The organism is Novosphingobium sp. BL-52-GroH (genome assembly GCF_044813085.1).
Classification (GTDB): Bacteria; Pseudomonadota; Alphaproteobacteria; order Sphingomonadales; family Sphingomonadaceae; genus Novosphingobium.
The window spans coordinates 1,193,669-1,218,512 of record NZ_CP171149.1 but is presented as its reverse complement, the minus strand read 5'-3'; the positions used below and the strand labels follow the sequence as shown (position 1 = coordinate 1,218,512).

20 protein-coding genes are annotated in these 24,844 nt (G+C 64.0%); 10 read left to right on the top strand and 10 right to left on the bottom strand.

The features are described from left to right. The first annotated feature begins 94 nt into the window (after nucleotides 1-94). From ACFFDA_RS05270 to ACFFDA_RS05260, 3 genes are all read left to right on the top strand, one after another. Nucleotides 95-1,300, top strand: a complete 1,206-nt coding sequence (locus ACFFDA_RS05270; RefSeq protein WP_404476675.1) for a class I SAM-dependent methyltransferase — start codon at nucleotides 95-97, stop codon at nucleotides 1,298-1,300. A gap of 95 nt (nucleotides 1,301-1,395) precedes the next feature. Then, nucleotides 1,396-1,752, top strand: coding sequence for a hypothetical protein (locus ACFFDA_RS05265; RefSeq protein WP_404476673.1), 357 nt, complete (start codon nucleotides 1,396-1,398; stop codon nucleotides 1,750-1,752). Nucleotides 1,753-1,786: 34 nt separating this feature from the next. Next, nucleotides 1,787-3,487 carry an alpha/beta fold hydrolase gene (locus ACFFDA_RS05260; RefSeq protein WP_404476670.1) on the top strand — a complete coding sequence of 567 codons (1,701 nt, stop codon included), beginning with the start codon at nucleotides 1,787-1,789 and terminating at the stop codon, nucleotides 3,485-3,487. Between the two features lie 47 nt (nucleotides 3,488-3,534). Here the strand turns inward: ACFFDA_RS05260 and ACFFDA_RS05255 are convergent, their stop codons facing one another. From ACFFDA_RS05255 to ACFFDA_RS05230, 6 genes are all read right to left on the bottom strand, one after another. Then, nucleotides 3,535-4,539, bottom strand: coding sequence for a Gfo/Idh/MocA family protein (locus ACFFDA_RS05255; protein ID WP_404476668.1), 1,005 nt, complete (start codon nucleotides 4,537-4,539; stop codon nucleotides 3,535-3,537). Nucleotides 4,540-4,615: 76 nt separating this feature from the next. Then, complete coding sequence (locus ACFFDA_RS05250; RefSeq protein WP_404476666.1) at nucleotides 4,616-6,697, bottom strand: TonB-dependent receptor; 2,082 nt, start codon at nucleotides 6,695-6,697, stop codon at nucleotides 4,616-4,618. 324 nt (nucleotides 6,698-7,021) lie between these two features. Continuing rightward, the gene (locus ACFFDA_RS05245) at nucleotides 7,022-8,269 is read right to left on the bottom strand and encodes an MFS transporter (RefSeq protein ID WP_404476664.1); all 1,248 of its coding nucleotides are present in this window, start codon (nucleotides 8,267-8,269) and stop codon (nucleotides 7,022-7,024) included. A 34-nt stretch (nucleotides 8,270-8,303) separates the two neighbouring features. Continuing rightward, on the bottom strand, nucleotides 8,304-9,215 hold the full coding sequence (locus tag ACFFDA_RS05240; RefSeq protein WP_404476662.1) for an SDR family NAD(P)-dependent oxidoreductase: 912 nt from the start codon (nucleotides 9,213-9,215) through the stop codon (nucleotides 8,304-8,306). Beyond that, on the bottom strand, nucleotides 9,190-9,936 hold the full coding sequence (locus ACFFDA_RS05235) for an arylmalonate decarboxylase (RefSeq protein WP_404476659.1): 747 nt from the start codon (nucleotides 9,934-9,936) through the stop codon (nucleotides 9,190-9,192). Before ACFFDA_RS05235 ends, ACFFDA_RS05240 begins: the two co-directional genes overlap by 26 nt. Before the next feature lie 24 nt (nucleotides 9,937-9,960). Then, nucleotides 9,961-11,151 carry an FAD-dependent oxidoreductase gene (locus ACFFDA_RS05230; protein ID WP_404476658.1) on the bottom strand — a complete coding sequence of 397 codons (1,191 nt, stop codon included), beginning with the start codon at nucleotides 11,149-11,151 and terminating at the stop codon, nucleotides 9,961-9,963. 62 nt (nucleotides 11,152-11,213) lie between these two features. Between ACFFDA_RS05230 and ACFFDA_RS05225 the strand changes: the two genes are divergently transcribed. Both ACFFDA_RS05225 and ACFFDA_RS05220 read left to right on the top strand, forming a co-directional pair. Next, a complete protein-coding gene (locus ACFFDA_RS05225) occupies nucleotides 11,214-12,005 on the top strand; it encodes a helix-turn-helix domain-containing protein (RefSeq protein WP_404476656.1) in 792 nt (263 codons plus the stop codon). 123 nt (nucleotides 12,006-12,128) lie between these two features. Then, on the top strand, nucleotides 12,129-13,589 hold the full coding sequence (locus ACFFDA_RS05220; protein WP_404476654.1) for a carboxylesterase/lipase family protein: 1,461 nt from the start codon (nucleotides 12,129-12,131) through the stop codon (nucleotides 13,587-13,589). A 168-nt stretch (nucleotides 13,590-13,757) separates the two neighbouring features. Here the strand turns inward: ACFFDA_RS05220 and ACFFDA_RS05215 are convergent, their stop codons facing one another. The 3 genes from ACFFDA_RS05215 to ACFFDA_RS05205 all read right to left on the bottom strand — a co-directional run bounded on the left by ACFFDA_RS05215 (nucleotide 13,758) and on the right by ACFFDA_RS05205 (nucleotide 18,743). After that, entirely contained in the window at nucleotides 13,758-14,534 is a 777-nt protein-coding gene (locus tag ACFFDA_RS05215) for an anti-sigma factor family protein (protein ID WP_404476651.1), read from the bottom strand. A gap of 306 nt (nucleotides 14,535-14,840) precedes the next feature. Continuing rightward, on the bottom strand, nucleotides 14,841-16,307 hold the full coding sequence (locus tag ACFFDA_RS05210; RefSeq protein ID WP_404476648.1) for an aldehyde dehydrogenase family protein: 1,467 nt from the start codon (nucleotides 16,305-16,307) through the stop codon (nucleotides 14,841-14,843). 33 nt (nucleotides 16,308-16,340) lie between these two features. After that, nucleotides 16,341-18,743 (bottom strand): membrane-bound PQQ-dependent dehydrogenase, glucose/quinate/shikimate family, encoded by a 2,403-nt coding sequence (locus tag ACFFDA_RS05205; protein WP_404476646.1) that lies wholly within the window; start codon nucleotides 18,741-18,743, stop codon nucleotides 16,341-16,343. A gap of 221 nt (nucleotides 18,744-18,964) precedes the next feature. Between ACFFDA_RS05205 and ACFFDA_RS05200 the strand changes: the two genes are divergently transcribed. The 3 genes from ACFFDA_RS05200 to ACFFDA_RS05190 all read left to right on the top strand — a co-directional run bounded on the left by ACFFDA_RS05200 (nucleotide 18,965) and on the right by ACFFDA_RS05190 (nucleotide 21,903). Beyond that, the gene (locus tag ACFFDA_RS05200; RefSeq protein WP_404476644.1) at nucleotides 18,965-19,840 is read left to right on the top strand and encodes a LysR family transcriptional regulator; all 876 of its coding nucleotides are present in this window, start codon (nucleotides 18,965-18,967) and stop codon (nucleotides 19,838-19,840) included. 362 nt (nucleotides 19,841-20,202) lie between these two features. After that, nucleotides 20,203-21,492 carry a sulfotransferase family protein gene (locus tag ACFFDA_RS05195; protein WP_404476642.1) on the top strand — a complete coding sequence of 430 codons (1,290 nt, stop codon included), beginning with the start codon at nucleotides 20,203-20,205 and terminating at the stop codon, nucleotides 21,490-21,492. A 93-nt stretch (nucleotides 21,493-21,585) separates the two neighbouring features. Then, nucleotides 21,586-21,903: a 2Fe-2S iron-sulfur cluster-binding protein gene (locus ACFFDA_RS05190; protein ID WP_404476640.1), complete on the top strand. Its 318-nt coding sequence runs from the start codon at nucleotides 21,586-21,588 to the stop codon at nucleotides 21,901-21,903. 104 nt (nucleotides 21,904-22,007) lie between these two features. Here the strand turns inward: ACFFDA_RS05190 and ACFFDA_RS05185 are convergent, their stop codons facing one another. Beyond that, a complete protein-coding gene (locus ACFFDA_RS05185; RefSeq protein WP_404476638.1) occupies nucleotides 22,008-22,682 on the bottom strand; it encodes a TetR/AcrR family transcriptional regulator in 675 nt (224 codons plus the stop codon). A 107-nt stretch (nucleotides 22,683-22,789) separates the two neighbouring features. Between ACFFDA_RS05185 and ACFFDA_RS05180 the strand changes: the two genes are divergently transcribed. Both ACFFDA_RS05180 and ACFFDA_RS05175 read left to right on the top strand, forming a co-directional pair. Next, entirely contained in the window at nucleotides 22,790-23,710 is a 921-nt protein-coding gene (locus ACFFDA_RS05180) for a Rieske 2Fe-2S domain-containing protein (RefSeq protein ID WP_404476636.1), read from the top strand. A 14-nt stretch (nucleotides 23,711-23,724) separates the two neighbouring features. Next, nucleotides 23,725-24,807 carry an oxygenase gene (locus ACFFDA_RS05175; protein WP_404476635.1) on the top strand — a complete coding sequence of 361 codons (1,083 nt, stop codon included), beginning with the start codon at nucleotides 23,725-23,727 and terminating at the stop codon, nucleotides 24,805-24,807. The last annotated feature ends 37 nt before the right edge of the window (nucleotides 24,808-24,844 follow it).

Here is a 24,844-nt window from a genome sequence, read left to right as displayed (position 1 = left end):
CTATGTTTTGCATACACAAAACTTGACAATCGCAATTCGTGGGTGCGACAAAACGGCAATGCCGAGTGGGTCGCGGAGACATTGGGAGTTCGCTATGGACGCACAGACATTTCACTCGACGCTGGTCGACACCACGCTTGACGAACACAACCGACAGGCCTTCACGGCGGATCTCCGCGGTTTCCTGCTGAACGACATCGCCGGCGGCATGCGCACGATCTACGACCAGAAGGTCCGGCAGCATACCGACCCGGCCCGCAACTACAGCCGTGATTCTGCCATGGACATCCACGACATGATGTTCAAGGAACGCTACGTCCGCTTCTATTCGTCCTTGGTACGCTCCACCCAGGAGATGATCTGGGATTCGGTTATCCCGAGCATCGAGCGCAACCTGCCCGAGATCATCGAGAAAACGAGGCCCAAGGCGGACGCGCTAGGCTCGCTGACCCTCGACCCGAGCGTCAAGGTGCCGTTCTATGTGGCAGAGGCTGACATCCATTGCATGCCCGGCAACTATCATAGCGAGCGACTGCCTGACGACGTTTCGCCAGGCGTGCTGTTCGATCGCGGCCTGTATATCTATGCCGGCGGCGCCGGCGGCCTCGACAGCGACGGCAACGGCCGCACCCAGGCAGAGATGCTCAAGCGTCGCTTCCCCGACTTCAAGCCGAAGCGCATCCTCGATCTGGGCTGCACGATCGGCAACAACACCCTGCCTTACGCCGACGTCTTCCCCGATGCCGAGTTGCACGCCATCGACGTCGCCGCGCCCTGCCTGCGCTTCGCCCATGCCCGTGCCGAGGCGATGGGCAAGAAGGTGCACTTTCACCAGATGAACGCGGAACAGACCAGCTTCGAGGACGGCAGCTTCGACCTGGTCGTGTCCTGCATCCTGTTCCACGAAACCTCGACCGAAGCGTTCCACAACATCGTACGCGAATGCAGCCGCCTGCTGCGTCCGGGCGGCATGATGATGCACATGGAAACCTGGTCGCAGGAAGCGATCGACGGATACGATGCCTTCTACACCGCCTGGGACGGCTGGTACAACAACGAGCCCTTCATCGACGGCTGGCGCCAGGTCGACAAGCGCAAGGCCTGGATCGAATCCGGGTTCCCCGAAGCCAATCACGTCACCGTGGCGATGCCCGACTTCTATGGCACGCCGGAGTCCGTGTTCCAGGCCGCGGCCGAGGGCAAGACGAACATCATGGCCAGCAGATCGGGCCATTGGGGTGAGGACTTCGTCTGGGAGATGTACGGCGCTTTCAAGCCCGAAGAACTCCCCCGGCACTGACGGCCTCGCTGCCGGCTAACGGTCAATCGCCAAACAAGGCCGATGATCGCGGATACTTGCGATCATCGGCCAATCATGCCTGTCAGGAGACCATCATGGTCGAGATCAAATCCACCAACATGGCGGCACGACCGCACTTCTTCGACAATCCCGAATCCGACGAATTCATAGCCATAGTGCTGGCGCTCACCTCCGAACTGGCTGTGGCCCAGGACCGCGCCGACACTCTGGAGCGCATTCTCGAGAGCAAAGGGCTGCTCGACCGCGCGGAGTTGGAAAGCTTCCGCCCCGACGAGAAACTGGCCGAGGAACGCAAAGCCAAGCATACGGAATATTTGCGTCGCATTTTCCGCGTCCTGCGCATGCAGACGGAAAAGGGCTCGCACTTCGTGCCATTCGACCAGATGACCGAGTTCCAGGACATCAGCGGGCGAGCCGCCAAGGGGGCCTGAACCCCACCCTACTCTCTGCTGCGATAGTGGACATATGACGACCCAGCCCAGCCCATCCGTCGGCATCGATCGCCATTTCGTGCAGATCGATGGCCGAAACGTCCATTACTTGCGTGGAGGAGAAGGGCCGCCCCTGCTCCTCATTCACCCCTCGCCATACAATGCCACCTTCTGGAACGCGGCCATGGCGCAGTGGGGCCGGCACTATACGTGCATCGCACCCGACTCTCCGGGCTTTGGCCTGTCCGATCCGCTGTCGCCCGAAGACATGTCGGTCGATGGCCTGACCCGTGCGATCGGCAAGCTGGTCACCATGCTGGACCTCAAGGAGTGCCGCCTGGTCGGCAGCCATACCGGCGCAGCCATCGCGCTCGAACTGGCTGTTCGCCATTCCGACCGCTTCACCGGCGTCGCTCTCGAAGCCGTACCGCTGTTCACCGCGACCGAGCAGGAAGAATGGTTCACCGACGCTTACTTTTCGCCGCTGCGGGTGAGCGAGCATGGCGAGCATTTGACCTGGGCCTGGACGCGGGTACGTGACGCGGACGTCTATTTCCCCTGGCTGAGGCGCCAACCGTCGCATTTCTATAATGTCGGGCGCGGCTCCGCGGCCAAGCTGCATCAGGACGTGATCGACTACTACGAGTGCGCGCGCCATTTCCGACCTGCCTATCGCTCCGCGGTCGGCTACGCGGACCAGGCCGTGCAATCGCTCGCGGCGCTCGAACTCCCGGCGCTGATCTATGCCAGCAGCGCCGATGTCATGGCCTCGCACATCGACCGCCTGCCACCGCTCAAGGCGGGGCAACGAGGCGTCGGCCTCGGCACCGATGCACAGGAAATCATCGATACGGTCAACGCCGCCCTCGCCTCGTTCGGCGGCGGCGCGTCACCGCCCGACGCCCTGCCCTTCTCGCCCGATCCGGTGCATGTCGCCAAGCGGATCGTCGAGGTCGATGGCCAGCCAGTACTCGTCCGCCAGATCGGTGACGCGGCAGCCCCGGGAATCCTGCTGCTGCACGATGCACCCGGTTCCGCTGCGACGCTTGAACCGTTGATGCGCGCCATGATGCCGGGCGCGCTGGTGCTTGCCCCGGACCTCCCCGGCTGCGGTAGCAGCGCACCATTGTCGGAAGACGCCGACCTGTCCGCATATGCCGCGTGGCTCGATCAGTTGTGCGACACGCTCGGCCTTGCCACGATCGCGGTCCATGCCGTTGGTTTTGGAGCCTCGCTCGCGTTGGCGTTTCAGGCCCACGCACCGGGGCGCGTGACGGCATTGAGCTTGGATGGCTTGTTTGCTCCGGAAGCGGACGAGCGCGCGGACCTTCTCGCCAGTTATGCCCCGGCGATTGCAGTCAAGGACAATGGCTCCCACTGGTACGACCTTTGGCTCATGTTGCGTGACTCGCTCACCATGTGGCCTTGGTACGGTCGTACCGCCGACCATGTCCGCGCTTTTGCCGAGCCCTGCTCGCCCGACCAGTTGCATGACTGGACTGTCGAGGTGATGAAGCAGTTCGGCAGCTATCATAGGCTACCCAATGCTGCGTTGGCGCAGGACATTGCGCCCTTGCTCCAAGCCACGACCGTTCCCGTGACGCTGTGCGACGATCCCGCCCATCGTTTTTCCGTCTATCGCGACAAGGTGCAAGTCCGCACCGCCGCACGGCTTGCGATAACCCGCGACCCTGCCGTGGACGGCCCGGCCTTGCGGGCCGCACTCATCGCATAGGCATAGTGACCAAAGACGCGGGACGGCCGGTTCGGCCGTCCCCACGATCAGCGGAAACGCAGGTCACCCATGCTTGCGGCGACGTATATGTCGTCAAGCAAAGCCTGCTGCTGCAGGATGTAATGACCTTCCGAGGCCATGGGTGTTCCCGTCCTGAGCGCCTCGACCAGCGCATTCATCTGGTGCAGATACGTAGTGGTACGATCGACAACCGGACAAACGATCCCCGCGTCCGTTTCCAACTCCAGCGTATAGCCGAGATGGGGTACGCAAGGATTGTCGAACCGCACGCGGCCCGCGCTGCCCGTCACCTCAAGCCAGCAGCGCGTCTCGACTTCCATCGCCATCGAGGCGGATAGATGCGCTTCGATGCCGCCGGGGAAGCTCAGGACGGCAGACATCCATTCGTCCACCCCGCGTGCCGTACGCCGCCCTTCCGCAACCACGCATGGGATCGACCAGTCCATGAGGCTCATCGCCCAATTCAACGGATAGCAGCCCAGGTCCATGAACGCGCCGCCGCCGGTTTCCGGCAGATGCCGGATTTCCTGCCCACCGCCGTCCGGAATGGCCACGTTCAGGCAAGCCTCGATCCGCTCGACACAACCGATCCGGCCCGACCGAACCCATTCGAGGACTGCGAGAAAAGCCGGATGATAGCGATAATGCATCGCTTCGATCACGCGCCGGCCATTTGCACGCGCGGCATCGAGGACGGACTTCGCTTCCTGCACATTCATCGCGAAGGGCTTTTCGCAGAGGACGTCCTTGCCCGCCTCCAATGCCTTGATCGACCATTGTGCATGGTGGCTCACCGGCAGCGGGTTGTAGATCAACGTGACATCCGGATCGGAAATGACCGAAAGATAGTCCGGAAGGACTCGGGCAAAGCCATGCCGCTGTGCGAACGCACGCGCGCGTTCCGTCGAGCGCCCGGCCACGGCAACCAGATCGACGTCACCGCGCACCGATGCCGGACGAACGATCACTTCGGGCGCGATCCGCGCGGCGCCCAGGCACCCTATGCCCAGCCGCCATTCATCCCGATCCATGCATTCTCCTCCCCCCGCAAGCGAGCCATCGACGCCCCGCTCACGGAACGCCGATGGAATATATCCCGGACTTCGATCAGAAGTTCATGCGGAACCGCACGCCGTAAGTCCGTGGATCGGCGAACTGGTAGACATAGGCCTGCACCAGCGACTGCTCCTGCGCCGCCGTCAGCACCACCTTGTCCTCGATGTTCCGGACGAAGGCTTCAACCAACCATTTCTTGTCATCGGGCTGGTAGGTCAGGGTGAAGTCCGACCTGCTGTAACCGGCCTGGCGATCGCTCGCGTAATTGTAGAATTGCAGATGAGTGGTGCTCTGCAGGTGAGTCTGTGCGCGCGCCGTAATCGTACCGCCATTGGCCAGGTAGAAACCATGCTCGATGGCGAAGTTGCCCGACCAGTCCGGCGCCTGCGGCGGGGTGTTGCCGGCCAGGTCCAGATTGGCGGTGGCGCCGGCGATCTCGAATTCCTTGTAACGCGCATGCAGGTACGACACGTCCGCCTCTATGCGTGTATTGGGTGCCACGAGCCACTGCACTTCCGCCTCGGCGCCGTAATATTCGGACTTGCCGGCATTCTGGATTATCGTCTGGCTGCCAACGAACTGCAGCACCTGCTGGTCGGTGTAATCGTAATAGAACGCAGCCAGGTTGAGTTGCAGCTTGTCGTCGAGGAAACGGTTCTTGGAGCCGATCTCGTAAGCCGTGATGTTCTCGGGGCCGTAAGGCGCGACATCGGTGTAGCCGCCTGGCTTGTAGCCCGTATCGTACTTGGCATAGATCATATTGTCAGGCGATGCCTGGTAGTTGATCCCGGCATGCCAGGTGGTCTTGTTCCATTTTCCCTTCTGCGCAATTGGAATGTAAAGGTCGAAGGCCGAATAGTCCGCGTAGCCGTTTCGCCATTTCTCGTCGTGAGTGTACCGTACGCCGCCTTCTACCGAAAGCTGATCGGTGAAATGGTAGGTCGCCTGACCGAACACGGCCTTGGACTCGGTGCCCAGATCGGGATACGAGAAAATGAACGCGACGTCGGGATCGTTCGAAGTGTCAAAGTACGACAGCTCGGTATAGACGTCGTTCTTTTCCTTGAAATAAAGTACGCCGACCTGCCAGTCGAGCGCAGTGCCGGGTTTGCCCGACAGCCGCAATTCGTGGCTCGTCGTCGTCGGCTTCTCGCTCTGCGGCGCGAAATAAGTGTTGGTCCCGTAGAGCCCCGCATGATCCTCCATTCCGTCGAGGTCGATCAATGCACGGAACTTCAGCTTGCGATAGCCGCCAAGATAGCTGAGTTCTGCCGCGCCGAAGTCGTACTTCAGGTTCCAGCGAAACGCGGTCGTCTCGGTATCGGTGTAGCCTGAAGGATAGCCCAGGGCCCAGGTCTTGCCCCCCGAGGGAAGCACCGGCTTGTCATGGATGACGTTGCCGCTCGAATCGAACACCAGCGGCGATCCATAGTTCGCCGCGCCCACGCCATTCGAACGCACGATTTCCGCGGTCAGCAGGCCGCTCAGTTTGTCCGTGGGCTGGAAGGCGACATGGATGCGAGCCGCCTTCGAATCCTGATCGTCGCCATTGCGGGCCGGCGCATTGTTGCGATAGCCGTCATGATACCGCGTCTGGAACGCGGCACGAACCTGGATCGTGTCCGACACCGGAACGTTGAGCATCCCCTCGGTGACTATGGCACCATAATTGCCGACGGTCCCGCCGACATAGGCATCGAAGTCCTTGCCGGGCTTGGCTGAAACGAAGTTGATCGCACCTCCGGTCGCGCTGCGGCCGTAAAGCGTGCCTTGCGGCCCCTTGAGCGCTTCGATGCGCTCCAAGTCGAAGACGGCGTCGTTGATGCCCAGTGAACGCTGGAAATAGATGCCATCGAGGCTGATCGCGACTGCCGGATCGCCGGTTTCGTCGGTGTCACGACTGGACACGCCCCGGATCGTGACGATGGAATTGGCGAAGTTGCGGCCGAACTGGACGCTCGGCAGTACCTTGATGGCATCGGACAGCGTGCCGATGCCGTTGCGCGCGACGGACGCGGAGTCGATCACCGCTACCGAAATGGGCGTGCGCTGAACGGTGGACTCGCGCTTCTCCGCAGTCACCACGATCTCACCGAGGCCATCCCCGGTATCGGAGGCAATTTCCTGTGCCATCGCCGGTCCCGACCACGCGACTGCACCGCCCGTCAACGCGCCCGCGAAGGCAAGCGCGCGTACTGAAACCAGCCCACTATTCCGCAATCTCATTTTGAAATCCCCTGTTGTCGATGGCGCTGTTGCGCTTTCAACGGCCAGCATCTTGTCAGGGGCATGTACTGTCAAGTATTTATGTATGCATTTTTTTATTTAAATACAGATTTTCGGCGATTATTCGAGGTATTCTAGAATTATTGTATGCAATTTTGCTACAGCAAGGCGTGTTCCAGCAGGGGTCGATCCCGCGCGGGATCGGCCCTGAGGCATCAGCGCTGCTGCAGTTCAGGCCGCGCGCTTCTCCCGATGATCGGAAAGGTCGGGATAGCGGCCCAATGTCCCGATGAGACTCGCGCCGAGCAGGAACAGAGCGATCCCTATGGTCATAGCCTGATCGTAATTCCCAGTTTGATCAAAGGACAGTCCGGCCAGGCTCGGCCCAATCCCTGCACCCAGCGCGAAGATGGACAAGTTGACCCCGTAGATGACGCCGTAGTGTCGCATCCCGAAATAGCGGCTGACCAGAAATGCCAGCAGATCCACTTCCGCTCCTGCGGCAAGGCCGACCAGCAGGATGGCCAGGATAGTCGCGCCGTGGCCTGAAGTCGTCAGCAGGATAATCAGGGCGAGTGCCGGAATCGGCAGGAAACACAGCGCGACACGCGGGGCGTGGAACCGATCGACCATCGCACCGACCAGCAGGCGGCCGACGATGACCGCGATACCCATCAGGCTCGCCATTCCCGCAGCCTCTGCGGGAGCGAGCCCGCGATCCGAAAGCATCGGCACCATATGAACCATGGATGCCGCCTGGGGCACGATGATGAGAAAGATACCCATGCCGATAAGCGGGAAATGCCGTGTCGTGATCGCTTGCCGCAAAGTCATGCCAGGCATGGTCGACCGATCTAATTCCGAATCGTTGCGCATGTTGCGACTGCTGAGAGCGACCAGAGGGAGGATCACAAGGATCGCCAATAGCCCCAGCGTCGCATACGCCGCGCGCCAACCGAACTCGCCGATCACGTAAGTACAGAAACGCGGCCCGGCGATGCTGGCAATGCCCGTCCCGGCAAGCGCGATCCCCAGGGCAAGGCCGCGCGCCTTGTCGAAGTTCTGGCTTATCATGCGCGTCCACGTGAGGGGTGTCGTGCCGCACCCCAGTAATGCCACGAGGACCCAGGCTCCATAGTAAGTCACCAGTGCCGGCCCGGAGGCTGCAAGCAGCATGAGCGCGATTCCCAGTGCCGCCAGGGATGCAAGTGCAACGCCGCGAGGGCCGCGCCGGTCGACGAACCGTCCGAGGAACGGACTCAGCAGGAACGTGCCCGAGTGCAGGAAGAACGCGCCCAGCCCCACCTGGGAACGGGTCCAGCCAAAATCCGCCGCCAGCGGCTTCAGAAACACGCCGAAGGTATAATACGGAATGCCGGTTGTGCCCATGGCCACGCCCAGCGCCGCTGCCAGCACGATTGGCCAGCGCATCCGCAATTCCATCGCCCGGCTCATCGTCTCGGCAGCAGCCTTGGTCATGAAGCATTCCCTATTTCTGACGTCGGATCGACCCTTACAGGATGTCGGGCATCGCCAGCGGCTCGGAACTCGCCGCCCGTATCGCCTCGGAAGGGTCGATGCCCGCGTCCCAGTCCTTGGCAATAATGCGCCGCCCGGTCCATGCAGCGGATTGCTCCGATGCGATCCACAGCGCGGGCGGCACAAGGATATCGGCCGGCAACAGTGCGTCCATCCGCCCGAGATCGCCACGCGTGCCACGCCCTGGCCGGAAATCGGAGGGCGCGCGGGCACCTACATCGCCGCCGGGTATCAAGGCGGTATCGCTGGCGGCCCCTGGCAGCAACGCATTGACCGTCACCCCGGTACCGCGCAAGTCGTCCGCCCAGACACGCGTGTTCACCTCCAGCGCCGCCTTGGTGGCGCCATAGGGCCCTCCACCGCGCCGGATCATCGTCGGTCGCGAGGTCGATATGTTGATTATACGGCCAAATCCACGGGCCAGCATGTCAGGGACGACAGCGCGCGCCATCAGGAACGGCCCGACCACATTGGTCATCACCACCTCCTCGTAACGCTCGGGCATCGCATCCCAGAACGGCAACGGATTGGCGATGTCGTAGACCGGCATCGCGTCGGAAGGACCCCGCGCAGCGTTGTTGATGAGGATGTCGATGCCACCGAAGGCCAGCCGCGCCAAGTCCAGCAGCTTGTCGGTATCCGAACGCGAGCCGGCATCGGCAAGCATGCCAACCGCGGCACCGGGCGCGATCACATCGACCATCGCCAGCGTCTCGTCCAATTCCGCCTGGTTACGGCCCGCGGTCAGCACCACTCTGGCGCCCGACCGCACGAAAGCCAGTGCCAGTGCTCGACCGAAGCCACGGCCACTGCCGGTTATCAGCGCGACACGACCGTCCAGCGACAGGCCCGAGGCCAGATCAGTATTCCGTGAAGAGACGACCATAACCCTCGATCCGATCCGTGATGCCGTTGGTGCGCAGCGCATGCCAGTATGTCGCCGCATTGATCGCAATCACCGGCTTGCCCAGCCATTGTTCCGCTTCGCCCGCCAGGCGCATCATCGACATGTTCGTGCCCACTTGGCAGATGGCATCGACGTCATCTCCGTCCAGTTCACGCAAAGTGCGTCTAAGCAGGTCTTCCGGCGTCTGCGCGATATCGGTCCAGCTCGACCGGCGCAGTGGAATGTCGCGCACCGTTTCGAAGCCGTAATCCGCCAGGAAGCCAGAGACGTTCGCGTTCGCTGCCGGATAATAAGGCGAAACGAAAGCGACCTTGCGGATGCCGCCATAGGCTTCGAGGGCGGCGACGAGCGCCTGTGATCCGACGCTGATACCTAGGCCGGTCATCGCCTGGACATCGTCGACGAAGCGCTGGCATCCCGCCTTGCCCCCAACGAACGAGATCGCGGAGATACCCAGCACCAGATAATCCGGGCTGCAGGTCATCGCCGTGCGCAAGGCATCGGCTACGCCATCGCTGATCTTCTGCGTGCCCGCCATGAAGCTCTCGTCGGAAAGAGCCTGTACGTTTTCGACATAAATGTCGCGATAGGCATTGGTGACGCCGGCGGGGCGCAGTGCTTCCATATCCGGCTGCACGATCGTGTTGGTCGACGGGCCGAGCACCGCAAACACCTTCCGCCAACCCAGAACATCGGTCATTTCAACTTCCCTCGACGTTGATGATCAGGCGATCTCGCGCTCGTCGTCGAGGCTCTTGAACATCGACTGCTTGTAGAGCGCTTCGCGACGCTTGACTGGATCGGCGACGACGTCGGCCATGCCCGCGCTCTGCGAGTCCCGCCTGCTGCCCCAGCCCTCTTTCATGGCACGGGTATTGTCCATCGTCTGCGCCTGGACGAAGCTGTGGGCGATGCCTCGGCGCTGGCGGTCGTAGAGACCAAGGAGGTCTGCCGGGCCTCCATCCAGCAGGATGGCGCGAAGCTTGTCGATCAGGTTGAAGGCATCGTGAATGCCGCCGTTCATGCCATATCCGCCAATCGGGCTGTTCACGTGAGCAGAATCTCCGACGAGGCAGATGCGACCTTCCACGAAACGGGAAGCGACCCTCTGGTGGATGCGATAAATCGTGCGATGCACGGTCTCCACCGGCTCGTCCGAATTCAGCAATCGCCGGAATACCGCGTCCTTGAATGCATCGGACATATATTCTTGCGGGTCATTCTCGGCATCGACCGACAGGAGCACACGCCAGGCGCTGGGCGCCCGCAGCAGGACCAGCCATTCATTCGGATCCGAAATGTAGTTGACCAGCGAGAGCCCGGAAATCCGTTCCTCGAGCGGCAGCATGGTCGAATAGCACAGATAGGCTTCGGGATACGTGAACCCCCCAAAGTCGATGCCCAGCGTCTGCCGGACCAGGCTGCTCGCGCCGTCTGCGGCGATCATGTAGCGCGCCTCCACGATGCGGTCGCCGTCGACACTACCGAAAGTCGCACGTACGCGGGCGTCGTCCTGTTCGAAGCTGCGCAGTTCCGCACCGAAGATCATGGTCACGTTGGAAAGCTTCTCCAGCTCCGCCGTGGCCGCTTGCACCAACTTGTACTGCTCGCACTGGAGCCGGAAGGGATAGCGTGTCCGGTCGCTGATTTCCGCCATGTCGAGCCGGAAGGTCGTATCGGTCGCACGATCGCGGAACGTGTACACCGGCGCTTTCAAGCCTTGCGCGATGAGCGGCTCGGCCAGGCCGATGCTGTCCAGCATTTCCAGCGTCGGCGGATGGATGGTCGACGCCCGCAGGTCCATCGGCGGTTCCTGAACCCGGTCGACCACGGTGACGTCAATCCCGGCCTGCGCAAGCATCAGCGCGCAGACCGACCCGACCGGACCGCACCCAACAATCAAAACATCGGTCACTTGAACCCCCAGATCAATCTCGGGCGTTTTTGTGGCAAATGGCATATTGCGTCGCGGCGTTCGTGCTCTATGCTCGCAGTGCGAGCGCCATGATAAGAAGTCCGAACATACGATCCCTGTCACGCGGTCTCGCGGTCCTCGAGTGTTTTCGGGGAGGCAATCCGCTGACTCAGATCGAGATCGCGCAGGCCACGGGGCTGCCCTACCCGACCGTATGGCGTATCCTGATGACGCTTACCGATCTCGGCTATCTCGAAACGCTGCCGGTCAGCGAACGCTATGCCCTGACGGCGCGGGCGCTGGTCCTAAGCGCGGGATTCCAGGATCGCGAGAACATGGTGCAGCGCTTTCGTCCGGCAATGGACACATTGTGCCACGAAGTTCTGTGGCCGATCTCGCTGGCCGCCCCGGCCGGCAGCTCGATGGTCGTCCGCTACAGCACGCACAATGCGACGACCATGACTTATACCGTGTACAAGCCCGGGTTCGCAACGCCATTGGGGCAGAGCGCGACGGGCGTGGCCTATCTTTCCGCGCTGCCCCAAGAAGAGCGGGACCATTTGGCGTATTCGCTCGGCCTTGAGCAAGTCGATCGCGAAATCCTGATCGAACAGATGAAGCGCGCGCGCGACCTCGGTTATGCGGCCTACGAAAGATCGCGCTTTAATCCGACACCCGGAAAACTATCGACCATCGCCGTTCCCGTCTTTCAGGGCGAGACGGTTCTGGGCGCGCTCGCGCTCAGCTTCTTCGCCAACGCCATGTCGCTGCAACAGGCGATCGAGCGCTACATCCCACGGCTCAAGCAAATCGCCAACTGCGAGCCACTCGAGGACCAGGGGCCTCGATCCTGAAATGCCGCTCGCACAGCGAGTAAAGCGGGACGAGTTGGCGCTCTGCCGTGCACGATGCCGCATCATCGTGGCTGGCGATGCGAATTCCATCATCAGCCATATCTCCGTCCCAGGCAAGGTTGCATGATAAAGTCTTCAGATACCGCGCTCTTCTCCCCTTCTCCCTACGCCGGTCGGCGTTTCGTTGCAGCCGTAGCGCTGGCGACACTTTCGGCTTTTCCCGCCATCGCGGGCTCGCTTCCTGCCATCGTGCGGACAGACAAGGGCCGTGTTGCGGGAGATGCCGTTGCCATCGACGGCCGGGAAAGCGTCGTCGCCTACAAGGGCATCCCGTTCGCCGCCTCAACCGCCGGAGAGAAGCGATGGACGCCGCCCGTGCCCGCCGCCGCCTGGCGTGGCGTCCGCGCTTCGGTTGCGCAGCCCGTCGGTTGCATGCAGGGGACGACTGAAGGGGCCAGCCCCGAGATGCTTCCCTGGACGAAGGAGTTCATCCATCCCGGCCCGGTCGGCGAGGATTGCCTCAATCTCAACGTCTGGACCCCTGCGGCGCGGAGCGCAAAGAAGCTTCCCGTGCTCGTCTTCATCCACGGCGGCGGCTTTTTCGAAGGTTCCAACTCTGTTCCCGTCTACGATGGGGCCCGCCTCGCCGCGCAGGGCATCGTCGTTGTGACGATCAACTATCGCCTCGGTGCATTCGGCTTCCTGGCGACCCCCGAACTGGCTGCCGAATCGCCGCATCATGCTGCCGGGAACTATGGCCTGCTGGACCAGCTCGCCGCCCTCAAGTGGGTCCGGCGCAACATCAGTGCGTTCGGAGGCGATCCTAGCCAAGTGACTATATCCGGCCAGTCATCCGGGGCGATGTCCGTCTACATGATGACCGCTTCGCCCTTGGCCAAAGGCCTGTTCCAGCGCGCGATCGTCGCCAGCGGACCCGGCGCCTTGGCCAGCTTTGGCTATACGACTGCCGGCTCACTCAACAAGCCGCTCGAGAACAATTACAGGATCAGTCAGGAGTTCATGAAACGGCGCGGCGTCAGTTCGATCAGCGAACTGCGCAAGCTCGATGCCCGCAGTTTGTTGCCCACGCCGGGCGATGCGGGCCCGCGCCCGCGCCCCACGATCGACGGCTGGTTCCTTCGCGAGACGATCGACACGGTCTATCGGAAAGGGGCGCAAATCGACGTCCCGATGATGCTCGGCATGGTAGCCGACGAAACCAGCGCACTCGGATACACGCCTGAAAAGGCGGCAGCCGGCCGCGACGCCTCACGGGTCGCCATCGACAACATCCTGACCGCGCGCGCGCGAACCGCGCGCACGCCGGCCTTCGCTTACCTCTTCGACCGCGCCATTCCCTGGCCGGAGAAACCGCAGTTCGGCGCCTTTCATACCAGCGACATTGTCTACGCCTTCGGCAACCTGTCTATGTTGCAGCGCCCGTGGCAACCGCTCGATCGCAAGGTATCGGAGGAATTTTCCGGGGATTGGGTCGATTTCGTGAAAGGCGGGAAGCCCGGCGACGACAATCGGCCCTGGCCGGCCTATCAGCCGGGTAGTTCGCTCGAAGTCATCGGCAACTGAAGTCGGCGAGGCGTGTCCATCCGGACGAATCCCGGTCGCCGCCGCGCCGCCTGCGTCGAGGTGCAGTCCAACCTCGTCCGTCACCTCGATGCCGAGCCACTCGCCGCGGAGCTGGTGGAGGCGATCGAAGATCGCCCCCATCACCAACGCTTGGCGATCGCCAACCGATCAGTTTTCCGATGCTTGGCGAAAGGTGGCGCGAAACTGTTCAAGATCAGCTTCGTCGACGTCGGACACCGCGAAATATTCGAGCTTGCCGGCCTCCCAACGCAGCATGCTGAAGCGATCACCGCGCAAGATGGCAGACAACGGCGATGGGCGCTGCGGCTTCGGGCGCACGAACAAGGTGATGGGATGCAGGCTCGTGCCGTAGACCATGACAGCGACATTGTGCCCGCCGACATGATCTAGCCGGGTACCCAACAGTGGAAATCCGGCTGCCGAAATGTCGACCACGGTCGGAGAGAAACCAATCCGTCGGTCGAACCACGGGGTTCCCCGCTGCCTATCGGATGCCTGGACCTCGGTCAGCTGGGATGCGCTCAGCGAGCGCACATGCGCTGCGACCAATTCATCCTCGAGCCCGCTCGTGTTCTGCCCGGGCATGCCGACCCTCAACACGGCAATTGCGCCCAGTACCCCGAACGCACCGCCCCCCAGCCATCGGGCTGTCCGGCCTCCAATGCTGCGGCCACCCAGGGCGAATGGTCTTGAGGTTCTCGCCGAGGACAACATCGTTCTCACTGCGTCGCGCAAACCGCTCCACCCAGGGTGCTGCGGCGCGCTTTCACGAGATTGCACATCCTCCGTTTTGAGCCGGGCCAGCGCGGCGCGACATTCGACGCAGCCGCGAAGATGGGTTTCCAGAGTCATACGGGCCATGCTGTCCAACTCACCGTTGGCGATGGCGTGCAGTCCCAACTCGTGGTCCGCGCAGGCCGTCATGTTCGCTTTGCCGAATTGCAGGCATAACACATCAGGAATACCTCACGCGCTTAGCGCCGTTCCTCGCACGGTTCGGGGCGATAGCGGGCATGTATACGCCGTGCGCCCGGATATCCCACGCACCCGCTGTATCACGCTTTCCCAAAATCTGCTCCCGATCTCGTTTTCCCGGCACTGCCTGACGTATAAGTAAAATCGGGATGACGTCCGCTGTGCGTAAGGCCGGGCTACCGCTCCCCGCGCCTTGAAAACCACGGGGCGATGGTAGCAGGCGGCGGCATTGTGGATAATGCCGCGCGCCCCGGCTCAGGGTGCCGGGAGCGCGATGCCGACCGTCTTGACCCGGATGAATTCGGCGAGGCCTTCCTTGCCGCCTTCGCGCCCGTAGCCGCTCACGCCCAGCCCGCCGAACGGGCGCTGGGGCTGGATGTTCTGCGATCCGTTGACGAGGACGACGCCGCTGCGCAGTTCCTCCGACAAGCGCAGCGCCCGGCCGAGATCGCGGGTCTGGACATAGGCGGACAGGCCGTAATCGGTATCGTTGGCGATCGCGATCGCCTCCGCCTCGTCCTTGAAGCGGGTGATTGCCAGGACCGGGCCGAAGACTTCCTCCTGCGCCAGGTGCGACGCCGGATCGACGTCGGTGAACACGGTCGGCTCGACGAAATAGCCCTTCGACAGCGCGCCGCCAATGCGGTTGCCGCCTGCCACCAGCTTGCCTGCACCATCCGCCTTCGCGCGCTCGATCGTGGCGAGGATACGGACCAGCGCCGCCTCGTTGACCACCGGGCCCGAAGTCGTCGCGGGATCGAACGGATCGCCCACCTTGATTTGCGCGACCCGGGCCAGGGTCCGCTCGACGACCTCGTCGTAGATGTCCTGATGCACCAGCATGCGCGTGGGGAAGGCGCAGCCCTGCCCGCTCATCATGCCGATCGAGCCGTCGACGCCGAACGCGCAAGCCGGGTCGAGATCGGCGTCGGGGAAGATCAGATTCGCCGACTTGCCGCCCAGTTCCAGAACCGCCGGCTTGATCTGCTCGGCGCATGCGGCAAGGATCTTGCGCGCGGTCACCGGGCCGCCGGTGAAGCTGATCTTCTCGACCAGCTTGTGCCGAACCAGCGCCTCGCCGGCGGCGACCGAGCCGGGCAGCATGTTGACGACGCCCGCCGGAATGCCGGCTTCGGCCACCAGCTTCATGAACAGCTCGCCTGAGTAGGGTGTCATTTCCGAAGGCTTGACGACGACCGTGTTGCCCGCCGCGATCGCCGGCGCGACTTTCATGCCCAGCGAGATCAGCGGCCCGTTCCAGGTGATGATCAGGCCGATCACGCCATAAGGCTCGGCGAGCGTGTAGCCCAGTTCCCCCCGCGTCATGACCGAACCGTTGACCTGGCCTTCGATGCGATCGGCCCAGCCGCCGTAGTAGTCGATCCAGTCGGCGGCGATGCTTGCGCCGAACATCGCGAAAAGCGCCGGGGTGCCGTTGTCGAGCGCGCCGAGACGGCCGAACTCCTGCGCATTGGCGCGCACCAGTTCGCCCAGCCGCCGCAGCATGCGCGAACGCTCGCGCGGGTCGGAGCGGCGCCAGGTCTGGAAAGCGACGGCGGCGGCGGCCACCGCCTCGTTGGTTTCCTCGGCCCCGGCGAGCGGCACCTTGCCGGTGGAGGACGCATCGACCGGGTAGATGTGCTGGTGCTCGCCGCCCGAGCCGGTCAGGCGCTTCTCGTCGCCGATGTGCAGGTGGACGGTGGGTGCGGATAAGTCGGTCATGATGAAGGTCCCGTATGGATCAGCGTGTCTGGATCAGCGTTTCTGGGGCAAGGCGAAGGCGTAGATGGCGTCGCCGGGCCGGGTGCCGAGGAAGGCGTGGCCTCCCGATGCGGTCACGACGAACTGGCGGCCACTCGCGCGCGAGATGTACGTCATCGGCGTGGCCTGACCGGCCTGCGGCAGGCGGCCGCGCCACAGGACCTTGCCGGTACGCACGTCGATCGCGCGAAGGTACTTGTCCTGCGTCGCCGCGATGAAGATCACCCCGCCCCGGGTCGTCACCGAGCCGCCGAGGTTCGGCGTGCCGATGCGGAAAGGCAGCATCGAGGGCAGCCCCAGCGGCCCGCTGTCGCGCGCGGTGCCCAGGGGGTGCGACCAGACCAGCTTGCCGCTCGCCAGGTCGACCGCGCTCAGCCGGCCCCAGGGCGGTGCCTGGCACGGGGCGAACAGTGGCGACAGGAACGGCAGCGAGCGCACGGCGAAGGGCGTGCCCATCTGCGGCTGGATCGTCTGCCCTTCCGGCTTGGCGACGCTGCCCATGCCCACCGGCCGCACGCCGAGGCGATCGGCCTCCTCCCGCTTGACGAGCTGGGCATAGTTGCCGACGTAATTGGAGTTGACGATCATCAGCCCGCGCGCACGGTCGATCGACACACCGCCCCAGTTCATGCCGCCCAAGAAGCCCGGATATGCGATCGAGGGCGAGAACCCCGGCGGGGTGAGCGGGCCTTCGTAGCGCGCTTCGCGGAACTTGATGCGGCACCACAGCTGGTCGAGCGGGGTGATGCCCCACATGTCGCGTTCGGCGATGTCGACGCCTCTAAACGAAGGCATGGCATTGGAGAACGGCTGGGTGGCCGACGCGCGTTCGCCCGGCGCCATGCCGCCCTGCGGGACAGCAACTTCGGTCACCGGCCGGATCGGCTTGCCGGTCGCGCGGTCGAGCACGAAGACCTCGCCGCGCTTGGTCGGCTGGACGAGCGCCCGGCGTGGTCCTTGGGGTGTTTCGAGATCGACCAGCGTGGGCTGCGAGGGCACGTCGTAGTCCCACAAGTCGTGATGGGTGGTCTGGAAGCGCCAGCGCGCGCGGCCGGTTTCGACGTCGAGCGCCACCACCGAACTGGACCAGGCATTGTCGAACGGCCGCCGCTGCGCGCCTGCGTAATCGGGCACAGCGCCGCCTAGCGGCACATAGACCAGCCCGAGGCTATCGTCGGCGCTCATCGGCGCCCAGGCGTTGGGGGTCGAAGGGGTATAAGTCTCGCCGGCGGGGGGCGCGCCGGTCCGGTCGGGGCGGCCCACGTCGAAGGCCCAGCTCAGCGTGCCGTCCACCGCATCGAAGGCGCGGATTACGCCCGAGGGCTCGCCCCAGTACATGCCGTCGACGACCCAGCCGCCCAGGACGATGCGTCCACGCGCGATGGTGGGGGCGGACGTAACGTAATAGTAGCCGGTCGGCGCCATGGGCATCCCGACCTTCAGGTCGACTTCGCCGTTCCTGCCGAACCCCTGGCACAGCCGTCCGGTAGCCTTGTCGATCGCGAGGATGCGCGCATCGACGGTGTTGGTGTAGATACGTTCGGCGCACCGGCCGCTGGCGCCGGGCACGCGGTAATAGGCGACGCCCCGGCAATGGCCGTAAGTCGCCCCTTGCGTGTTGGTGCGGGCATGGAAACGCCACACCTGCCTGCCCGTCTCGGCATCCAGCGCGACAACGTCGTTGTAGTCGTTGCAGGCGTAGAGCGTGTCCCCGATCTTGAGCGGCGTGACCTCGAGCGAGGCCGGCGCGCCAGGAGGCGCGGCGCCGAAGTGATAGGTCCAGGCCAGTTCCAGCTTGTCCGCGTTGGCGGGGGTGATCTGACCGGCGGTGCTGAAGCGGGTGCCGGCGCTGTCGCCGCCCCAAACCGGCCAATCGTCGCCGGCGGTATCGGCGGGCGCACGCGTCACCGGCGCCGGAACCGCCGTGACCCCGGCCTGGTACATCGGATCGGGCCGCTCGCCCACGAACGTGGTGTGGATGGCGGCGCCCAGGCCCACCGCGAGCGCCAGGCCGGCCAGCGCCGTCGCGAGACGGGTGTGCAGGGGCCTCGTGTGCTGCGGGTGGAGCCGGCGCGCGGTCCACGGCAGGACGAACCACAGGCCCACCGCCGCCGGTCCCGCGAGCCGGGCGAGGAGCGACCATCCGGCAAATCCGACTTCGCCCACCGCCCATGCCGTCGTCACCAGCAGCAGCGCGCCGAACAGCAGCGCGCCGATCCGCCGACCCATCGCGACGAAGACGCCGCTGGCCAGCGTGGCCGCCCCGGCCAGCACGTAATAGGCCGATCCGCCGAGCAGAAGCAGCCGCACCCCGCCGATCAGCAGCGTGACGCCTACGATCGCCAGAAACAGCGCAAAGAGATAAGGCCGGCCAAAAATGGAGCGCAGGAATTTCAAATGCCGGTTCCCGTGTGATATCGCCTTCGCCACTCTCCAAGGGTCCACGTTTTCGCTGCAGACCCGGTCCATCGCGAAGGCATGGACGCGGTGCTCATTTGCGCGGGACAATCGTGTCCCGCACCCCACCGACTTTGTTGCGGCCGGGTGTAGCCATCAACGGCCCTCGGGGTATATCGACATTTTTGATCTGCATTCGTTCAAAAATGTCGGAGAGTGGGATGGAACGGCAGTGGGACGATCTTCGGGTGTTTCTCGAGATCACGCGCACCCAGTCGATCACCGCAGCGGCGCGTTCGCTGGCGCTGAGCGACGCGACGGTGCGGCGGCGGCTGACGGCGTTGGAAGCGCAACTGGGCGTTACCCTGTTCGACCGGATCGAGGGGCTCCTCAAGCCGACCCGCTCGGGCCTGCAGCTTCTCCCCGCCGTAGAGGACATGGAGCGGACCTCGCAGGAGGCGATAGAGCGGTTGCATCACGCCGATCGGCGCATCGAGGGACTGGTCCGACTGGGCGCGCCCGACGGCATTTCCACCGTGCTGCTGGCGCCCCGGATCGCGCGGCTGCAGGCGGCGCACCCGGACCTCGACATCGAGATGGTAAGCCTGGCGCAAGCGGTCGACCTGCGCCGGCGCGAGGCGGACATCGCGGTCGTCTGGGATCGGCCGGACCGGGGGGAGCACCGCATCTCGGCGCTGGGGCCGGTGTCGATGACGCTCTATGCCGCAGAGAGCTACCTGCAGGCCCATGCCCCGATCGAATCAATCGACGACCTGCGCGCGCACCGCTTCGTGGGCTATCCCCTCTCCTCGCCGATGGCGCAGAGCCTGAGCAAGGTGCTGTCCGGCTACGATCAGGACGTGAGGCTTGCTTTCACCAGCGCCAACATCATCGTCCAGGCCGCCGTCGCCAGCCGGGGCGGCGGGATCATCATGCTGCCACGCTACATCGCGCAGGAGCAGCCGGCCTTGCGCGCGGTGCTGTCGGAAACGTTCTCGGTCTCGCTGCCATTGTGGATGCTGATCCACAAGGAGGTGGCCCGGCTGGCGCGCATCCGCTCGGTGGCGGCAGTGGTGCGCTCGTGCTTCAGGGAATAAGCGTCCGCGAAGCGGGCCATCGCCTTCATTCCGACAGGGACGCGGCGGCCAGCCTTTATTCCACTAGCCTTCGTTCCGGTGGCGAGCACCCCGCCGACCGCGCGATGGCGGCGAAGGATCACGTCGAAGCCGCCGTCCGCGCCGATCTCACACCAGCCTGCGGTTCTTGGACGTTGGAAACGGTTATCATCGGTCCTCATTCTTCCGCTGCGGTCGCCGTGTGATCGGGATCGTGGTCATGGTGGCGCTCCGACGGCGAATTTGGCGCGGTGGCGACAGACCAGCACCTTGCCGAAGAGCGGGTCGAACGTCTTAGATCGTGCATCGGCACGCAGAACCGTGCCTCACGACGGGAGAGAGACATGGGAACCGCCGCTCAGGAAAAGGCCGCACGCAGCAACATCATCGACATCACCGACCTGCACGCGCCGGTGCTCACCGAAGTGCAGAAACAAGTGCGGGCGGCGGCCGAGGCCGCTGGCGATCAGATCGTCCTGCAGCCCGACGTGATCCTGGGCGCGGCGCAGGCGCAGACAGGCCTTGCCGATTTCGGTCCCGCCGACTTCCGCGAGCGCCTCGCCGTATGGTGCCAAGCGATCGACGAGGACGAGAACGCCTCCGCCGTCACGCGCGCCAACCTGTTCCAGATGATGATCCGCCTGGCCTCCACGCGGCTTCGCATCGAAGACATCGTGAAGCGGCATCCCGAGATTCTCGATATCGCGATCGAGAGGCCGATCATCGTGGCGGGACTGCCTCGCTCGGGCACGACGCATCTGCTCGGCCTGCTGTCAGCGGATAAGCGCCTGCGCTCGCTGCCGTGGTGGGAAGCGATCGCCCCTGTGCCCGCGCCCGATGAGGAACCGAGCACGCAGGCACCCAACCCACGCTGGACGAAGGCCGAGGAAGGCTGGCGCGGAATGGAGGCGGTGCTGCCTTACATGGCCATCATGCACGAATTCTCGCCCGATCACATCAGCGAGGACATCGAGCTGCAGGCGGTCGACTTCTCCTCCTACCTGATCGAATGGCTGGCCCTGGTCCCGCGCTGGCGCGACTATTATCTCAGCCACGACCAGTCGGGGACTTATGCCTACCTCAAGAAGTGCCTGCAGGTGCTGACCTTCCTTAAAGGACCGAATCGGTGGGTCATCAAGTGCCCCCAGCACATGGAGCAATTGCCCGCGCTGTATCGGACTTTTCCCGACGCGACGTTCGTGCTGACCCATCGCGACCCGGTTGGATCGATCCGGTCGCAGCTTACGATGTACACCTATGCGGCGCGTATGCTGCGCAAGTCGGTCGATATCGCCGAGCCGCTGGGCTACTGGCCGGACCGCTACGAGAAGCTACTGCGGGCCTGCGTGCGCGATCGCGACGTGCTGCCGCCTGAACAAACCATCGACGTCTACTTCCACGACTGGATCCGCAACCCGGATCCGATCGTCAAGGAAATCTACCGCATCGCGGACATCCCGCTCACCGATGCGGTGCTCGCCGACCTGCACGCCTATCTCGAGGAGCACGGCGAACAGAAGAAAGGCAAGATCGTCTATGACTTGGAACGCGATTTCCGCGTTACCGGAGAGGAGTTGCGGGGCCCCTTCGCCTTCTACTTCGACCGCTTCCCGGTCGAGATCGAGGTCCGCTGAGAGCACGCCCCAGCCTACCGTCCGGCAGGATTGCGCCCGCCGGACGGTGAGTACGGCAAGCCGAATATCGTCCCAACCCGAAAGAGCTATGCAATGCCCGAAATGAACGTCGTCACGCGCGATGGCACGCAAACGATGATCGAGGCTTCCGCCGACGCCACCGTGATGGAGGCGATCCGCGACGCCGGCTTCGACGAACTGCTGGCGCTGTGTGGCGGCTGCTGCTCGTGCGCCACCTGCCACGTCTTCGTCGACCCCGCGTTCGCCGACGCGCTGCCGCCGATGTCGGAAGACGAGAACGATCTGCTCGACGGATCGGGCCACCGCACCGAATATTCGCGACTGTCGTGCCAGGTGCAGATGACCGAGGCGCTTTCGGGGCTGCGCGTCACCATCGCGCCCGAGGACTGACGACGCGGACGAGCCGCATAAGACGGCGCCGGCGGCCGGAAAGTCCCCCGGCAGATCGGCGTGCGGGATGGAGGATCCACCCGTCTGGCTTCGCGTCGCGCTGCTCAACCGCCGTGCGGAGCCGGTGGCAGCAGGGCGGCGAGCAGGAACGCCGCCATGCGGCCGGCCTGCGCGGCGGAGTGATCGCCATCGACCTCGGAACCCGCACCTAGCCTTTCCTGCATCGGCACGGCACTGAAGTAGTAGCCCACCCCCTGGACGAGCAGAGCCATCAGCGCAGGTGTCGACAGATCGGATACCGGGCGTTCGCGGCGCACCGCATCGAGCAAGTCGTCAAGTTGCCTCTGGAACGGCAGCACGAAGCGATCGACGATATGGTCGAGCCGCCAAGTCGCTCGGCACCCTTCCAAATTGGTGAGCGCGACGATATCGGAATTGCGCGTCGCCCACAGGCAGAAACGCTCGACGAGGTGGCGCAGGCGGCTTTCCGGGTCGGCGTTCTCGTCGAACACCGTCACGACCGTTGCAGAGGCCTTGGCCATCCGCCAGTCGACCGCGCGCATCCACAACTCCTCCTTGCGCCCGAACCTTACGTTCAGCAGATTGTGGCTGACGCCCAGGCGCTTGGACAAGTCGCGCAGCGTCGTCCCCTCATACCCCCGTTCTGCAAATGTCGTGAAAACGAGGCCGAGCAATTCGCCTTCGTCAATGGCCAGGATGGCGTTCTGTGCAGGGCGACCCCGCGTGCGCAGCGGCGTTTGTATGGGACGATCGAACATGGCCCCTCCTAGCGAAAAGAGATTGACTTATAAATTGTCATTCGTCAATTTACGAAAAAGAGAAATGGGATGCCGCTATGAGTCTGCAAAAGGATGTTTGGTGGGCCGTGGCCCGGTCCGAGGAAGTGACCTCGCAAAAGCCCCTGTCGGTCGACATCGGCGATCAGCCGGTCGTGCTGTGGCGCGACAATGACGGCATCGCTCGCGCGCTGGAGGACCGCTGCCCGCACCGCCGTGCGCCGCTTTCGCTCGGCTGCATTCGCGACAACGGCTGGATCCAGTGCGGCTATCACGGCTGGAGCTACGACGGCGAGACGGGGCGCCTGAAGGAAATCCCGAACATGAAGGACCAGCAGAAGTTTCCGCCGGTCTATCGCGCCAATGCTTTCGCCGTCACCGAACAGGCCGGCTTCGTGCGCGTCTGCCTCAACCCCAAGGCCGAAGTTCCGCCCGGTGCCGCACCGCGCCATGGCTATTGCGGCACCGCCAACGTCAGCCTCGGCCACCAGGAATACCTCAACGCGCTCTACGACGACCCGGGCCTGGTGATCGCCATTCGCGGCGTACACTTCAGCCCCTACCTCATGTCGGAACTGCACGAAGACAACGGCAAGCTGGTGATGGAGCGCAACTGTCAGTGGAAAATGTTGCACTGGCCCGCCCACTTCGTAGCCGAATTTCCGCTTACGCTGCTGACCCGCACCGATCCGGTCAGCGGCGAAACCGAACTGACCTTGCGCGACGACCAGTTCAAGGAACTGCTCCATGCCGTCCTCGCGCCAGTGCCCTCTGCGCGCGGCGTGACTGCAGTGCGCTGGCGCGCTTCGCTGGGCGAGCGCATGCCGGGTCTGCGCGGCGCGCTGCTGCGCGGGATCAACCCGCTCTCAGTGCTGTCCTCGGTCGACGGGTCGAAGCTGCGCACCACCAAGCCGACCGTATCGCTGCATGGTGAAGACTTGCGCGAAAGCCTGCACGATGCCGCCACTCCCCCGGCCGGCCATTCCGCCGATCAGACCGTCGCCGCCTGAAGAAGGATAGGAAGATGCTCGAAGTAGCCGATCGTACCCCGCCTTACGAAGACAACGTCCCATCCGCTCCCACCGGTAGCGGGCCGAGCCCGATCTCCATGAACGCCATCAACCGTTGGGTGCCGCACAACCTGGTCATGCGCGATGCCTGGTTCCCGGTAGCGCACGACTATGCGCTGTCGGGCAAGCCGGTGCGCCGCGCCGTCTATTCGCATCCGATCTTCGTGTGGCGCGAGGATGGTGTCGCCATCGCCAGCGAGTTCCATCCCAACGAACGGATCGCCCGCGACAAGAGCGCCTACACCGATTCGCGCGGGCGCTATCCGGTGATGGAACACTATGGCGTGATCTGGGTGTGGTTCGGCAATCCCGAAGCGGCCGATCCCCGTCACCTGCCCAGCCTGCCGTTCCTGCCGCCCAAGGGCGGCCTGCCGCGGTACATGACCTCGACTGTGCGGTTCGAGTCCTCCGCGCCGATCAGTCTGGAAAACCTGATCGACCTGACCCACGCCGACTTCCTCCACGCCGATGTCGTGGGCGACGAACGTTCGGACAGCGAGACGGTGGAAACCTTCTACGACAGCGAGACCGTCACCATGGTCCGCACTTGCGTCAACAAGTCAGTGGCGCCCATCATGAAGTTCTTCAGCGGCATCCGCCAGCCGACCCAGAACGTGCGCCAGGTGATCCGCATCTACCTGCGCTCGCACTGCGCCATCGCTTACGGACGGTTCAGCCCCGGCGACGACGTACCGCTGTTCCACCCCTGCACGCCCGAGACGCGCGATCGCACGCGCATGGAAATGGTGATGAACACCTCGAACGCCGGGCTTATGTTCCGCCACGTCATGCCGAAGGCCAGCTACAAGGTCTCGCGCCAGGACAGCTACATGACCTCGCCGCAGAGCCCGCGCTACATGCGCCATACCGACCGCAAGGACCTGCACAGCAAGTTCGACCAGCCCGGCCAGCGCTACCGCATGGCGATGATGGAACTGGCCGATCGCCAGGACAAGGGCGACTTCGCCTATCGCGACAACGTCAGCGCCGATTGCAGCGACATCATCGGCCTGCGCAAGGAACTGTTCCAGTTCTGAGCTAAGCATCCCCCGGGGGTGGCCGAGCGGCCGCCCC

Bases quoted from the DNA above. Each gene is read 5' to 3' on its own strand.
- ACFFDA_RS05200 (WP_404476644.1), top strand. From the start codon at position 18,965: ATGGAACGGCAGTGGGACGATCTTCGGGTGTTTCTCGAGATCACGCGC.
- ACFFDA_RS05210 (WP_404476648.1), bottom strand. From the start codon at position 16,307: ATGACCGACTTATCCGCACCCACCGTCCACCTGCACATCGGCGACGAG.
- ACFFDA_RS05235 (WP_404476659.1), bottom strand. From the start codon at position 9,936: ATGACCGATGTTCTGGGTTGGCGGAAGGTGTTTGCGGTGCTCGGCCCG.
- ACFFDA_RS05185 (WP_404476638.1), bottom strand. From the start codon at position 22,682: ATGTTCGATCGTCCCATACAAACGCCGCTGCGCACGCGGGGTCGCCCT.
- ACFFDA_RS05240 (WP_404476662.1), bottom strand. From the start codon at position 9,215: ATGGTCGTCTCTTCACGGAATACTGATCTGGCCTCGGGCCTGTCGCTG.
- ACFFDA_RS05265 (WP_404476673.1), top strand. From the start codon at position 1,396: ATGGTCGAGATCAAATCCACCAACATGGCGGCACGACCGCACTTCTTC.
- ACFFDA_RS05250 (WP_404476666.1), bottom strand. From the start codon at position 6,697: ATGGCACAGGAAATTGCCTCCGATACCGGGGATGGCCTCGGTGAGATC.
- ACFFDA_RS05175 (WP_404476635.1), top strand. From the start codon at position 23,725: ATGCTCGAAGTAGCCGATCGTACCCCGCCTTACGAAGACAACGTCCCA.
- ACFFDA_RS05245 (WP_404476664.1), bottom strand. From the start codon at position 8,269: ATGACCAAGGCTGCTGCCGAGACGATGAGCCGGGCGATGGAATTGCGG.
- ACFFDA_RS05220 (WP_404476654.1), top strand. From the start codon at position 12,129: ATGATAAAGTCTTCAGATACCGCGCTCTTCTCCCCTTCTCCCTACGCC.
- ACFFDA_RS05260 (WP_404476670.1), top strand. From the start codon at position 1,787: ATGACGACCCAGCCCAGCCCATCCGTCGGCATCGATCGCCATTTCGTG.
- ACFFDA_RS05255 (WP_404476668.1), bottom strand. From the start codon at position 4,539: ATGGATCGGGATGAATGGCGGCTGGGCATAGGGTGCCTGGGCGCCGCG.
- ACFFDA_RS05195 (WP_404476642.1), top strand. From the start codon at position 20,203: ATGGGAACCGCCGCTCAGGAAAAGGCCGCACGCAGCAACATCATCGAC.
- ACFFDA_RS05270 (WP_404476675.1), top strand. From the start codon at position 95: ATGGACGCACAGACATTTCACTCGACGCTGGTCGACACCACGCTTGAC.
- ACFFDA_RS05215 (WP_404476651.1), bottom strand. From the start codon at position 14,534: ATGACGGCCTGCGCGGACCACGAGTTGGGACTGCACGCCATCGCCAAC.
- ACFFDA_RS05190 (WP_404476640.1), top strand. From the start codon at position 21,586: ATGCCCGAAATGAACGTCGTCACGCGCGATGGCACGCAAACGATGATC.